Annotated in this window: 15 protein-coding genes; 12 read left to right on the forward strand and 3 right to left on the reverse strand. The window is 46.2% G+C overall.

Annotation, left to right across the window (positions count from 1 at the left end):
• The first annotated feature begins 4 nt into the window (after positions 1 to 4).
• From M0P91_RS07080 to M0P91_RS07100, 5 genes are all read left to right on the forward strand, one after another.
• Positions 5 to 667, forward strand: a complete 663-nt coding sequence (locus M0P91_RS07080) for a hypothetical protein (RefSeq protein WP_295066064.1) — start codon at positions 5 to 7, stop codon at positions 665 to 667.
• A gap of 66 nt (positions 668 to 733) precedes the next feature.
• Positions 734 to 1,027, forward strand: a complete 294-nt coding sequence (locus M0P91_RS07085; RefSeq protein WP_295066065.1) for a DNA-binding protein — start codon at positions 734 to 736, stop codon at positions 1,025 to 1,027.
• Between the two features lie 68 nt (positions 1,028 to 1,095).
• Positions 1,096 to 1,410, forward strand: coding sequence for a nucleotidyltransferase domain-containing protein (locus M0P91_RS07090; RefSeq protein WP_295066066.1), 315 nt, complete (start codon positions 1,096 to 1,098; stop codon positions 1,408 to 1,410).
• Complete coding sequence (locus tag M0P91_RS07095; RefSeq protein WP_295066067.1) at positions 1,400 to 1,810, forward strand: HEPN domain-containing protein; 411 nt, start codon at positions 1,400 to 1,402, stop codon at positions 1,808 to 1,810. Before M0P91_RS07090 ends, M0P91_RS07095 begins: the two co-directional genes overlap by 11 nt.
• Entirely contained in the window at positions 1,800 to 2,927 is a 1,128-nt protein-coding gene (locus tag M0P91_RS07100) for an FAD-binding oxidoreductase (RefSeq protein WP_295066068.1), read from the forward strand. Before M0P91_RS07095 ends, M0P91_RS07100 begins: the two co-directional genes overlap by 11 nt.
• On the opposite strand, the gene M0P91_RS07105 is transcribed toward M0P91_RS07100, so the two are convergent.
• Both M0P91_RS07105 and M0P91_RS07110 read right to left on the reverse strand, forming a co-directional pair.
• A complete protein-coding gene (locus M0P91_RS07105; protein WP_295066069.1) occupies positions 2,918 to 3,382 on the reverse strand; it encodes a hypothetical protein in 465 nt (154 codons plus the stop codon). The genes M0P91_RS07100 and M0P91_RS07105 overlap by 10 nt on opposite strands.
• Positions 3,383 to 3,393: 11 nt before the next feature.
• The gene (locus M0P91_RS07110; protein WP_295066070.1) at positions 3,394 to 4,167 is read right to left on the reverse strand and encodes a C40 family peptidase; all 774 of its coding nucleotides are present in this window, start codon (positions 4,165 to 4,167) and stop codon (positions 3,394 to 3,396) included.
• A 136-nt stretch (positions 4,168 to 4,303) separates the two neighbouring features.
• Between M0P91_RS07110 and hemH the strand changes: the two genes are divergently transcribed.
• The 7 genes from hemH to M0P91_RS07145 all read left to right on the forward strand — a co-directional run bounded on the left by hemH (position 4,304) and on the right by M0P91_RS07145 (position 11,554).
• Positions 4,304 to 5,251 (forward strand): ferrochelatase, encoded by a 948-nt coding sequence (gene hemH / locus M0P91_RS07115; RefSeq protein WP_295066071.1) that lies wholly within the window; start codon positions 4,304 to 4,306, stop codon positions 5,249 to 5,251.
• 201 nt (positions 5,252 to 5,452) lie between these two features.
• Positions 5,453 to 6,094 carry an HAD family hydrolase gene (locus tag M0P91_RS07120; RefSeq protein ID WP_295066072.1) on the forward strand — a complete coding sequence of 214 codons (642 nt, stop codon included), beginning with the start codon at positions 5,453 to 5,455 and terminating at the stop codon, positions 6,092 to 6,094.
• Positions 6,095 to 6,097: 3 nt separating this feature from the next.
• On the forward strand, positions 6,098 to 7,342 hold the full coding sequence (locus tag M0P91_RS07125) for a hypothetical protein (RefSeq protein ID WP_295066073.1): 1,245 nt from the start codon (positions 6,098 to 6,100) through the stop codon (positions 7,340 to 7,342).
• Between the two features lie 70 nt (positions 7,343 to 7,412).
• Complete coding sequence (locus tag M0P91_RS07130) at positions 7,413 to 8,123, forward strand: DUF695 domain-containing protein (RefSeq protein ID WP_295066074.1); 711 nt, start codon at positions 7,413 to 7,415, stop codon at positions 8,121 to 8,123.
• A complete protein-coding gene (locus M0P91_RS07135; RefSeq protein WP_295066075.1) occupies positions 8,123 to 9,955 on the forward strand; it encodes an MFS transporter in 1,833 nt (610 codons plus the stop codon). Before M0P91_RS07130 ends, M0P91_RS07135 begins: the two co-directional genes overlap by 1 nt.
• Positions 9,942 to 10,310 carry a diacylglycerol kinase gene (locus tag M0P91_RS07140; RefSeq protein WP_295066076.1) on the forward strand — a complete coding sequence of 123 codons (369 nt, stop codon included), beginning with the start codon at positions 9,942 to 9,944 and terminating at the stop codon, positions 10,308 to 10,310. The genes M0P91_RS07135 and M0P91_RS07140 overlap by 14 nt, the downstream gene beginning before the upstream one ends.
• A gap of 59 nt (positions 10,311 to 10,369) precedes the next feature.
• Positions 10,370 to 11,554: a saccharopine dehydrogenase family protein gene (locus M0P91_RS07145; protein ID WP_295066077.1), complete on the forward strand. Its 1,185-nt coding sequence runs from the start codon at positions 10,370 to 10,372 to the stop codon at positions 11,552 to 11,554.
• A gap of 69 nt (positions 11,555 to 11,623) precedes the next feature.
• Here the strand turns inward: M0P91_RS07145 and amrB are convergent, their stop codons facing one another.
• On the reverse strand, positions 11,624 to 12,436 hold the full coding sequence (gene amrB, locus M0P91_RS07150) for an AmmeMemoRadiSam system protein B (RefSeq protein WP_295066078.1): 813 nt from the start codon (positions 12,434 to 12,436) through the stop codon (positions 11,624 to 11,626).
• Positions 12,437 to 12,454: the final 18 nt, after the last annotated feature.

A 12,454-nucleotide genomic window follows, 5' to 3' on the forward strand; every position in this document is an offset into this window, starting at 1 on the left:
AGCAATGCATATTGAAATTTTAATTGAAGATTTATCTGGTAAAAAAATGCTTGAAATTCTTATGCAGCGCCTTGTTGGTGCTGACATTACGTACGATATTCATAAATATAAAGGCATTGGTCATTTACCGAAGAATATATCTGATGCAAGAAATGCAGGATCAAAAGCTTTATTAAATAACTTGCCAAAGCTTTTAAACGGTTTGGGTAAAACATTCCAAGGATATGAAGAAAATTATCCAGCTGTTGTATTTGTAATTATGGATTTGGATAAAAATAATTTTTCAATATTTCGTAATCAATTATTAGAGGTTTTAGATGCTTGTGATACAAAACCAGAAACAAAATTTTGTATTGCCATAGAAGAGGGTGAAGCTTGGTTACTTGGTGATATAAATGCAATAAGAACAGCCTATCCAAATGCAAAAACTTCCATCTTAAATTCATATGAGAATGATAGTATCTGCGGAACATGGGAAGTGTTAGCTGATGCTATTCATCCATTAGGTTCATCTGGCTTAAAATCTGGAGGCATTCAAGTATCTGGTACTGCTAAATGTGAATGGGCCGAAAAGATAACACCTTATATGGATTTAGATAACAATCTATCACCAAGCTTTAATTATTTTTATTCCAAGATGAATGAAATAGTTAAAGATATATCCTAATTTAAGATGAATATTTTTCCAATCTGAACCGAAGCCGATTATGCAAAAGCACTATCTCGTATCGAAATGCTGATAGACGCGGAATATGGTACGCTAGAGGGGAATGAGCTCGATATTTTTACAACCCTTGTCGAGAATTACGAAACCAAACATTTTCCGATCCCCGCGTGTGATCCCGTTGAGGCGATCCGATTTCAGATGGAGCAGATGGGACTTGAGGCAAAAGACCTGATCCCCATTATCGGTTCGCGATCCAAAGTCTCTGAGATTTTAAACCATAAACATCAGCTCTCTATTTCTATGATTCATAACTTGCACGCTCAATTGAATGTGCCGTATGAATCACTGATCGGTGCGTAATTGGATATTTTCCAATATAAAACAAAGTTCATGTTATACTTTCTACAAAAAAAGAGGAGGGCGACAAAGTGATTAATATCAAAGAACTACAACCGCTGATCGTTGAGCGACTCCTCTCACTAAACCCTGAAAAAATCATCCTCTTTGGAAGCTACGCATACGGAACACCTCGTAATGATAGTGACATCGATCTGTTTTTAGTCAAAGATAACGCCGAAGAGAATATCGAAGCATCCGCATTGATGAAACTCAGAGATTTGATGAAAGAATACAAAATTGGGTTTGATGTTTTATCCGCTAGCAGCCGATTTTTATCGGAGAGAAGCGATCCGTTTTACAAAGAGGACATTTTGTCCAAAGGGTTAGTCATTTATGGCAAATAAGCCTCATGCGATAGAGTGGGTAGAAAAAGCGTACCACGATCTCGATTCGGCTAAAATTCTCTACGAAGCGGGTCATTTTACCGATACGATAGGGTATATTCTCCATCAAAGTATCGAAAAGCTGTATAAATCATGTTTGGCGTATGAAAACGTCGCTATTGTAAAAACGCATAACCTCGTTGAGTTAAACGAGCTTGTAGAGGATTGGATAGAATTGGTAGATGCTGAAATTCATCTCCTCGCCATCGCTACAACTTATCATACGAAGCAACGATACCCATCACCGCATAAACGCCTCCCCCCAAGAGAAGAGATAAAAGAGATATTGGATTTGAACATTCAACTATTTATGACTGTTTGTCAAAAATTAGGCATCGAAGCAGGTATGTTTGGAGTATGATGTCATCATCATCGGTGCGGGGATAAACGGCTGTTGTAGCGCCTATACGCTCGCCCAAGCAGGTTTAAACGTTGCTCTGATCGATCAGGACGGTATTGCCTCGGGTGGCAGCGGTGCGGCAGGGGCGTTTATCTCCCCGAAAATCTCCAAAGCCGGTGCGCTTAAAGAGATCATGGAGCGTGCGCACGCTGAAGCACTCGAATTCTACACGACCCGTTTTCCCCGATTTACCCTCACCAAGCCTCTTTTGCATATCGCAAATAGCCCCCAAGAATCTGACAAACTCGAACATTTTAAACGCGAAACCTCTTTGCAGCACTCACCGATTGATGATGCGTTACAGTCGCTCCTAACCGAGGAAGCGTCAAATGACAGCGCTGTGTATTTTACCGAAGGGGCGGTGGTCGATGCGCAGGGGGTTTGCCGCTCGATGGCGGAGGGGATCGATTTTTATCCACTTAAAGTAGAACAGCTGATCCATAGGGATGAAGTGTGGCAGGTCGGTGATTTGAATGCCAAACATCTTGTTCTCGCACTTGGTGCGTATCCGAAACTTTTACCCATTGATTACGTGGGATTACGGGGGATTTGGGGTCATCGGATCGATATCGAGACCTCTACCCACGTCCCCTGCATCCTGCACCACCATGTCTCTATCTCTCCGACGACCAAAGAGGGGATTGTCGCCATCGGTGCGACGCATGACGTCCATTACTCCCCCTTTTTAGGGGAATTGTACGACGTAGAGCAGGGGAGAGCGGTACTGTTGGAAAAAGCGTCCAAAACATTAACATTAAATAATATTAATATCATCAACGACTATACGGGGTTGCGGTCGGGTTCAAACGATTATCTCCCGATGCTCGGGAATTTGGTCGATGCGGATGCGACTTTGCTTTGTTATCCCCATCTGCGCCACGGAAAAGCGGTTGATCCGGCAGACTACGTCTATTATCCCCAACTGACGATGATCAACGGCTCCGGCGGATACGGATTCGTACTGGCGCCGTATCTGGCAAAACGGCTCAAAGAGTACCTTGTCGATGGAAAAGCGCTGAATCTTGCACTCTCTCCGTCACGCTTTTTTCCGCGATGGGCCAAAAAACATCAGTCGTAGACGACGACTCCGTAGTGGTCATCAATCCGGTAAAAACGGGAATCGGCCGTAATGATCAAATCATCCAGCCGTCCCAAACGGGCATAGTTGCTTTTTTCGATTTTAATCCCGTTTTCGAGAAAAAAACGTTTGAGATTGACGAATTTGATATCGTTGACAAATTTGTATTCAAACTGGTTGTACAGCCGCATCTTTTTATAGCTAAAAATATGACTGTCCATATTGAGCTGCGAAGCGGCGTATTGGGTCGGGAGATAGCCGGAGAGATCGGTAAGATCGTTTTGAATATGGGCGTATTTCGGAGGAAGGGTATTTTTTTCGATAAAAACATAACGGTTCACTTTAATATGATGACTCTCATTCCAGTAGGAATAGGCCGGAGCGCTGAGACCAAGCTTATGGCTCATCTCTTTCCAGAGCCAATGCTTATCCAAAAGTGAATAGAATGCGGACATCTTTGAAGAACCTATTCCATTCCTGCAGTATCATTAAATGCAAGCCGTTTGGCGTACAAAAAGCGCTGCTTATAATATCCTTTGTCGATGGAGTCGAATTGGACTTTTCGGGAGTTGTATGATGCATGGATAATTTGCCCCTCTCCCGCATAGATAGCAACATGGGAGGGATCGGATTTATAGGTTCGGTAAAAGAGGAGATCGCCTACCTGTAGATCGCCGAGCTCAACCTTCTCCCCGAGTTGAGCCTGTTCTGCAGCGCTGTGGGGCAAAGAGACACCGAATTGGCGATAAACTTGCTGGGTAAATCCGGAACAATCGGTACGACTGTCGTCTTTATCGCCGAATCCATAAGGCGTTCCGAGAAACTCTTTCGCCTTGGCCAGAAGATTTTCTTTGACGCTTTTGATATTCTTAAAGATGGTTTTTCGCTCAGCCGGTGCTTCGGCCGTTTTTTGGTCTGAACATAGATTCGGTGCGGGTGTCGGTTTGTTGATCACTAAAAAAGGGGTGCTGTCTGCACCAATCGTATCCTTATCGCTTACAACGGGTTTTTGCGGTAGCGGTTCTGTAGCAATGATGATTTTTGGAGGAGTGAGAGGTTTTACCGCAGTGATGGGAGCCATCAATTTTTTAAAAGCGGTTTCATCGATTTTTTGCGTTTCCGCTGAGCGTTTCAACTCTCGTTCATATTCTAAGAATAATGAAGGCTCACGCCTTTGCGTTTCCGCATGAGCGGAAAGGGTGAGTAAAATTAACGGTATGGGCATCCATGTTTTGACCATGCAGCCTCCTTACTTTTGTCTCTCTCTCAAGTATTATAGGTTAAAAAACTTTATGTTTTATTATAATCTTTCAAATTTATCGAAAGGATATGGTACACTTCTTTTAAAAACAGATAATGAATGGACGGTAATTTATATGCGTGAAGCAATCGTATTATTGAATATGGGAGGGCCGAACAATCTCAATGAGGTTGAGATGTTTTTGACCAATATGTTCAATGACCCGTATATATTGAGAATGAAGAGTAAGGCTTTGCGAAAATTTGTTGCCGGTCTGATCACCTGGACGCGTGTCGAAAAATCTCAGGAAATTTATCGTCAAATCGGAGGAAAATCTCCCCTCGTCGCCTTGACCCGTTCGCTCGTCGCCAAACTCAAAGAGGTGGTGGAGGAAGAGACTGCCGTCGATTTTGTCATGCGCTACACTCCGCCTATGGCCGAAGAGGTATGTCTGCGGTTAAAAGAGGGGGGAATCGATAAGGTGTATCTGATTCCGTTGTATCCGCAATATTCGTCGACGACTACCCAGTCGTCGATTGACGATTTCGAAATGACGGCACGCCGTATCGGATGGTCTCCGATTACGATCGAGATGAAACATTTTTTTACCAATGCCACGTATAACCGTTGTTTGTTGACGTTGATTCAGGATGCTCTCAAGAGCGATGATTCGCATGGATTCGAACTTATTTTTTCAGCACACGGTTTGCCGCAAAAAGTGGTTGATGAGGGGGATCCGTACCAACGTCATGTCATTGCCCATGTCGAATTGATGAAAGATCTGTTTCACGAAGAGGGGATCTATTTTCGGGGGGTCCATTTGGCGTATCAATCTAAAGTGGGGCCGATGCAATGGCTTGAACCTTCGTTGGAATCGATGCTCCGTTCCCTTAACGGGAAAAAAGTGATTATCGTCCCGATCGCTTTTTCCATCGATAATTCCGAAACCGATTTTGAGCTCTCTATTGAATACGCCGAGGTAGCCCATGAACTCGGTTTTGAAGATTATCGCGTATGCCGATGTCCGAACGACCATCCGTTGTTTGTTCAAACGCTCAAAGAGATTTATCAGAAGATGCGATAGTGAATCGTACACGGAGCAGTTTTAGTGTGAAACGTTTTTTAAAAATTTACCTTACGCACCTGATTTTAGCAAGTACGTCAAAGGGAGTTTTCTCCCGCATTCGACAGATGCGGGAAGCTTTAGGGGGTTGTAGGGACTTTAGTCCCTGCCACTTTCCGGGCTTTGCGCGAAAAGTGCGTAACATCAGTTAGGAACAGATAAATGGGCCGAATAGCTATTTTCGACATGGACGGGACATTGATCGATTCGGGACGGGATATCACCCTCTCGATCAATTATGTTCGGGAACGATGTTACGGTTTGCCTCCCCTTAGCATTACGGAGGTAGTAGATGCGATTAATGCCCCCTGTCGCAATCTCTCCGAAATTTTTTACGCGACGACGACGTATGAAGCATCCGCGCGCAACCGTTTTGAAGAGCACTACTACGATCAGTGTATCCAAAACGTCACTTCTTATGAGGGGATTGAGGATGTCTTGAAATATTTGACGCAGCAGGGATTTTCGATGGGGGTGGCTACGAATGCTCCTGGGATCTTTGCTAGACGGATGTTAAACCATTTAGGGCTGAGTGATTTTTTTTCATTGATTGTCGGTGCGGATGATGTCCAGACCCCTAAGCCTCATCCGCAGATGCTCCAAAAAATATTGGAGTATCACGCGTTTGATTCGGGTACGGATTATGCTTGGATGATCGGCGATAACTCCAAAGATATGGAAGCTGCCGAACAAGCGGGTATTCTGGGGATCTTTGCCGGATGGGGGTTTAGTTCGCAAGGGGCGGGGGATTATTTCGCCGAACATCCCAAAGAGCTGCTGCGCATCATCACAGAAGGGAAATAATTAATGTTTTTACCGGATATTTTATTCGTGATCGGAGTTATGTCTCTCCTTTTTTTACGCTACATTAATATTTACAAGGAGCGCACTAAAATCAATTATACCCCTATTGTTCTAGCTGTCGGTATGATCGGAGGGCTACTCCATTTTATCCTTTTTGCCGAAGAGCCCGTCTGGCTTCTAATACTCAAAGAGTCATTGATCCCCTTGTCGGTAGGGATTGTTTTATCCGCCATCATGACGGCAATGTATCAGGCTCAGAAGGGGATAAATTCTCAGGAAAATCAATTCCGTCTTGAGACGGTGGTAGAGGGCATCGAAGCGCAGGCCCATATGCTCAGAGAATATGATAAACATTTAGCGGCCATAGCGAGAATGGAAGACTCTACCCACGATCAGCTTCGCATTATCTTTAAAGAGGAAGTGGATGCCCTGCATGTGATCCAGAGCAATCAGAAACATTTCATCAGCAAGATTGAAGCACTTCTCGCCCAGCAACAGCTCTCTATGGAAAAATTTGAGGAGTTTACCCTCACCGAACTTCCGGGACTGGATAATATTGTTCACCGTCATATTGATTTACTACGGGTTGCGGAGCAGGACCATTTTAATCAATTGAAACTCGTGACAAAATCGACGTGCGAAGGGAATAAAGAGGTTTACGTACAATTGAAAGCCATGGAAGAAAGCATCCGCCTCCTCCGGCAAAATCAGGCTCCGGACCGGACCGTTGCGCTGTTGCAAAAAGAGCTCAATGCTATTATTACCGAGTTTGCACGCCATATACAGGCATTGGGGTCAAAAAGTGAAGGGATTATGACGACGCTGCTTGAAAATGATGCCCTTTTGAGAGGTTCGCGTGAACAAAGTGAATTGATTATGCAGCAAATGGTCCTCTCCTCGAAACAGATGCGAGAGATGAGCTTCCATTCCAAAGAACTGTATACCACTTTTAAGCCGCTTGGAACGATGTTTGCCTCTGCGGAAGAGCTGTATCGTGATTTTTTGGGGGCTCGCGGCAAATTGGGGGAGTTGATCGTAACGTTAGAGTCATATGAAAAGCAAGAGCATCGTGTTATGCGTGACAATCTGGAGCGTTTGGCATCCGAAGTGGGGCAGCAGCTCTCCCTTTTATCCCAGGCTCTTCCCAAACGTGAAAAATCGGAGCCGTTTGATCCCAGAAATATTCATGAACTTTCCGGAAAAGTAAAACTGCATCGGAGTTATATGGAAGATCTGAACGAACATTAAGGAGCTTTTCCCTTTTGAAGCCGTTGAAAACCCAATTTGGGTACAATGTCAAAAAATACAAAGGTGCGGCATGGTGGAATTTTACGAGATGCGCGATGATGAAAATACACCGTATCGATGCGAGGTTGAACTGGAGCTGATAGAGGAGGCTCCACTGGAAGAGAAACCGTGGCTTTTATGGTTTTTTGTTAAAAGCGACGAGCCCTTTGGGAGCCGTTTTAGCGCTTTCAGAGAAGAGCTGATCCAGACACTCGATAGCTCATTGAAGGCTCAATTTGCGGGGGCGCTGATCAAAGAGGGGTGGATAGAGTTTTATTTTTATGCCTCTTCCCCCAAACGATTTGAAAATTTAACCTCCGAAGTGCTTGCACGCCACGGCAACTATCCCTATGAGAGGGGCTCTTCCAAAGATGCCAAATGGGAGATGTATCTGGAGCGGCTCTATCCCGACGGTTATGCAATGCTCCGTATCCAAAACCGCCGCACGATTGAATCGCTGATGGAAGCGGGTGATGATTTGAGCCTGAAGCGTCCGGTAGAACATTACCTCTTTTTTCAGACGAAAAGTGCGATGGAGCGTTCGGTCTCCTTTTTGGCCGCACATGGTTTTGAACTCAAAGAGTCCCTTAAAGATGATGAGAGTGATTATGCCTACGGTGCTGTTTTGACAAAAGTAGACGCGATTATCCCCGAAGAGGTCGAAGAGACGACCGCCCTTATTTATGATAATTCTCTTCAGGAACACGGCCATTATGAAGGGTGGAGCACGGTACTGGGCTAATGGCGGGTATCTGGAGAGAAAAAGGGGTGATCCCTTATGTTATTGCCCTTTTTTTGAATGCCCTGACCGATTTGGGGCATAAAATCATTATTCAAAATACCGTTTTTAAAATTTACGACGATCAAGAGCAGATTATCTATACCGCTATTTTGAATGCGTTGATTTTACTCCCCTTTATCGCTTTGTTTACCCCCTCCGGATATCTATCGCACCGATTTTCAAAAGTACGGGTCATGCGCTACGGTGCTTTGGGTGCCGTAGTCATTACATTACTGATAACCGCTTCGTATTATCAGGGGTGGTTTTGGGGAGCATTCGCCCTTACGCTGGTATTGGCGGCTCAAAGTGCCCTCTACTCCCCCGCTAAATACGGATACATCAAAGAGCTGGCCGGAGAAAAAAAGATCAGTGCCCTGAATGCGATTGTTCAGTCGTTTACGACGGTGGCGATCTTGTCGGGGATTATTGTGTATACGGTATTGTTTGAAAACGCCCTCACTTCACCATACGCTAGCGAAGCCGATATCCTCTATCAGATTGCCCCGTTGGGATGGCTCTTGGTAGGGGGGAGTATTGTCGAATGTTTACTCCTTTTACGTGTCAAAGAGGTTGCGGCTTCATCGGACGTCACCTTCGATTTTCATAAATATCTTACAGGGCGATATTTCGGCAAAAACTGGCTTCTGCTCCGCCGAAAACGGGAAATTTTTGAAGCGATCCTCTTTTTGTCCCTTTTCTGGTCTATTTCTCAGGTCATTCTGGCCTCTTTCGGTGCCTATGCCAAAAGTACTTTGGGGATCCAGAATACGATTGTCGTTCAGGGGCTTATGGCGCTGGCTGCGGTGGGCATTATTATAGGATCGGTGATAGCGACTCGGATTTCACGCCATTATCTTCACAAAGGTCTTATTGTCCTGGGAGCGATGATCCTTACCGTGACATTGATGATTTTACCGAATACCCACGATTTGAGGATGATCGGCGCGACATTTTTTGGTTTCGGTATCGGGGGAGCAATGCTCATCGTCGCTTTGAACGCCTTGATCCAGTCGGATACGCCGAGTGCCCATTTGCCGTTTGTTCTGGCCGGGAACAATTGGGTCCAAAATGTCTGTATGGTCGCAGCCCTTCTTCTGACAACCCTGTCGGCGTATTTCGGATTTGAAGCACTCTGGATCTTTTATGGGATGCTGGGTGTTTCGCTTTTGCTGAGTATCGGGACCGTGATTCGGTACAAAGATTACTTTATCTGGCTCCTTTTTGAATGGCTCCTTGCGTTGCGTTACAACATCATTCCGCTCCACCCTCATAATGTCCCCCGGACGGGAGCCGTACTGATGCTGGGGAACCATATCAGCTGGATCGACTGGATACTGGTACAGGTAGGGGTAGAGCGGCGTATCCGCTACCTGATGGAGCGTTCCATTTACGAAAAGCCGTTTATCCGTCCGGTCATGAAAATCGGAGAGGTGATCCCCATCTCCTCTACCGGAGCAAAAGAGGCCTTTAAACATGCCCGTATCCGTTTGCAAAACCGTGATATCATTGCTCTGTTTCCCGAAGGGTCCATCAGCCATGACGGAGAGATCGGGAAAATATATCCCGGTTATCGGGTAATTGCCGCCCATCAGGAGGGGGTGATTGTCCCTTTTTACATCGACGGGATTTACGGAAGCGTTTTTTCACGATCAGCGCACCGCCATAGCCCCTCACGATCCTGGTTTCGGCGCAACGTTCGGGTCATTTACGGCGATCCGATTTCGATTCAAAGCGATCCGGAAACGGTGTATAATGCGATTATGACTCTAAAGGAGAGATATGGCACTCAATAAGCCCAAATATACGTTATTTAAAAACACCGGCTACGCCCTCGAAGGGTTGGTCGAAGTGACCCGAAATGAACCGTCGTTTCGTTTGCAGATTCTAGTATTTCTGGGGGGATTGGCCGCTGCATGGATTTTACCTTTGAGCTATATCCACAGTGCGGTTTTAACCGCCTCCCTTTTTATCCCCGTCATTGCGGAGATTATTAACAGTGCCATAGAGCGGACCGTCGATTTGGTGACCTTTGACCATCATGAACTGGCCAAGCGTGCCAAAGATGCGGGTGCGGGACTGGTCTTCATCGCGTTGGGGATGATGGCGACGATCTGGGGATTGACCCTTTACCACGCATTTTTTCTGTAACATTTTCGTAAGAGATTTTTACCTATAATTACACTATCTTTATTTTCAGGGGTTTTGCAATGGCAACAGCACTCATTATCGGCGCCGGCGGAGTAGGGCGCGTCGTGGCACATAAATGTGTCATGAACAACGATGTATTCGATCGTATCATTTTGGCAAGCCGAAGTATCGGACGCTGCGAAGAGATCCAAAGCGAATTGCCCGAAGGTGCACTCGAAATCACAACCGTAGATGCGGACAATACACAAGAGGTCATCGATCTTATCCATAAATTCAATCCCGATATTCTGATCAATGTCGCTCTTCCGTATCAGGATCTGACAATTATGGATGCGTGTATCGCGACAAAAACCCCTTATCTCGATACCGCTAACTACGAACATCCGGACGAAGCGAAGTTCGAATACAAACTCCAGTGGGAGAGAGACACCGCGTTCAAAGAGGCGGGAATCATGGGACTGCTCGGAAGCGGATTCGATCCCGGTGCGACGAACGTATTTTGTGCGTATGCCCAAAAACACTATTTTGACGAGATCCATACGATCGATATCCTCGACTGCAACGCGGGGGACCACGGCTACCCGTTTGCGACCAACTTCAATCCCGAGATCAATCTGCGCGAAGTGAGTGCAAAAGGGCGCTACTGGGAGAACGGCGAGTGGATCGAGACGGCTCCGATGGAGATCATGCAGGTGTGGGATTATCCCGAAGTGGGACCCAAAGACAGCTACCTCCTTTATCACGAAGAGATGGAGTCATTGGTCAAACATATCAAAGGGCTTAAGCGAATCCGCTTTTTTATGACGTTCGGACAAAGCTATCTGACCCATATGAAATGCCTTGAAAACGTCGGTATGCTAGGGATTGAGCCGGTCATGCACAAAGGGATGGAGATCGTTCCGATCGAATTTCTAAAAACCCTCCTCCCCGATCCGGCATCACTGGGCCCTCGTACCAAAGGGAAAACCAATATCGGTATCGTAGCCGAAGGGCTCAAAGAGGGCAAAAAGCGTAAAATCTACATCTATCAGGTGAAAGATCACGAAGCGTGCTACGCCGAAGTCAAATCGCAGGGGGTTTCGTACACGACCGGTGTCCCTGCGGTGATCGGTGCGAAGCTGATGGTCGAAGGAAAATGGAGCGGCATCGGTGTGTTCAATATGGAACAGATGGATCCCGATTTCTTTATGGACGAGATGAATACCCAGGGGCTCCCTTGGAACGTTATCGAGATGGACGTTTAAGCGTTCTTCTCCCCGCAGCGGTGTTGCACCGCTGATCTTCTTTCCTCCTCCCATTACTTTAAATCGTGATCACCACAGTTTTTCCTGAAACAACGCACTCATATACCCGACAACACGGGACGTCTCCCCGGAGGCATCGGCACTGGTGCGGTAATCAAGCACCGCACTTTCCAGATTCCCTTTTTGTGCCGCCAGCAGCATCGCTTCCACACCGATAATACCGCACGCTTCACACCCTTCGCCAAGCAGAGCGGTATCGATCCGCTCTACGGCGCTCAGACACCGCTGATCGATGACATTAGCCGTATGAAGCGGATGAAAATGGCTTAAATCGGTACTGATAACCACACCGTATTTTTGATATTGCAGCAGGTAGGAGATGATCGGTTCGATTAAAGCGGGATCGCAATCGCCGTAAACCAATTCCACTATCTTCACCTCCGGAAAATAGTGCCGGATAAAGGGCATTTGAACTTCGGTACTGTGCTCATGATGGGCTTGAGGATAGCTGATGACACCGAATCGCTCTTGCAATAATCCTACCAAATCACGGTCGACGTTCAAATCGCCCAGCGGAGTCTGATATTTATCGCTATCCGATACGCTGATCCCTCCGAATCCGACACGGTGGGAGGGACCGATAACGACAATGGTGTCCACCGGTGAACCGGCGAGGATCCGATAGGCTATGTTCGCGGTAAAGCCTGAGTAGACCCATCCGGCATGGGGGACGATAACGGCATAGGTGACGAGGGTATTATATCGCCATACCGCTTCTTGTGACTGCTCCAGAATGTGATTAAAACGGCGAATCATCTCTCCGATGGATTCCGTGTCGGCAGGGTAAAAGCTCCCGGCGACGCTCATGGTTCGATTTTTCATCAGTGTTCCTCCAATTGG

This window comes from Sulfuricurvum sp. (assembly GCF_023229695.1).
In the GTDB taxonomy this organism is placed as follows: domain Bacteria; phylum Campylobacterota; class Campylobacteria; order Campylobacterales; family Sulfurimonadaceae; genus Sulfuricurvum.

Excerpts from the sequence above, each read along its gene's own strand:
- M0P91_RS07080 (WP_295066064.1), top strand. The coding sequence starts at position 5 with ATGCATATTGAAATTTTAATTGAAGATTTATCTGGTAAAAAAATGCTT.
- M0P91_RS07140 (WP_295066076.1), top strand. The coding sequence starts at position 9,942 with ATGGCACTCAATAAGCCCAAATATACGTTATTTAAAAACACCGGCTAC.
- M0P91_RS07085 (WP_295066065.1), top strand. The coding sequence starts at position 734 with ATGCTGATAGACGCGGAATATGGTACGCTAGAGGGGAATGAGCTCGAT.
- M0P91_RS07105 (WP_295066069.1), bottom strand. The coding sequence starts at position 3,382 with ATGTCCGCATTCTATTCACTTTTGGATAAGCATTGGCTCTGGAAAGAG.
- M0P91_RS07095 (WP_295066067.1), top strand. The coding sequence starts at position 1,400 with ATGGCAAATAAGCCTCATGCGATAGAGTGGGTAGAAAAAGCGTACCAC.
- amrB (WP_295066078.1), bottom strand. The coding sequence starts at position 12,436 with ATGAAAAATCGAACCATGAGCGTCGCCGGGAGCTTTTACCCTGCCGAC.
- M0P91_RS07125 (WP_295066073.1), top strand. The coding sequence starts at position 6,098 with ATGTTTTTACCGGATATTTTATTCGTGATCGGAGTTATGTCTCTCCTT.
- hemH (WP_295066071.1), top strand. The coding sequence starts at position 4,304 with ATGCGTGAAGCAATCGTATTATTGAATATGGGAGGGCCGAACAATCTC.
- M0P91_RS07135 (WP_295066075.1), top strand. The coding sequence starts at position 8,123 with ATGGCGGGTATCTGGAGAGAAAAAGGGGTGATCCCTTATGTTATTGCC.
- M0P91_RS07110 (WP_295066070.1), bottom strand. The coding sequence starts at position 4,167 with ATGGTCAAAACATGGATGCCCATACCGTTAATTTTACTCACCCTTTCC.
- M0P91_RS07145 (WP_295066077.1), top strand. The coding sequence starts at position 10,370 with ATGGCAACAGCACTCATTATCGGCGCCGGCGGAGTAGGGCGCGTCGTG.
- M0P91_RS07130 (WP_295066074.1), top strand. The coding sequence starts at position 7,413 with ATGGTGGAATTTTACGAGATGCGCGATGATGAAAATACACCGTATCGA.
- M0P91_RS07120 (WP_295066072.1), top strand. The coding sequence starts at position 5,453 with ATGGGCCGAATAGCTATTTTCGACATGGACGGGACATTGATCGATTCG.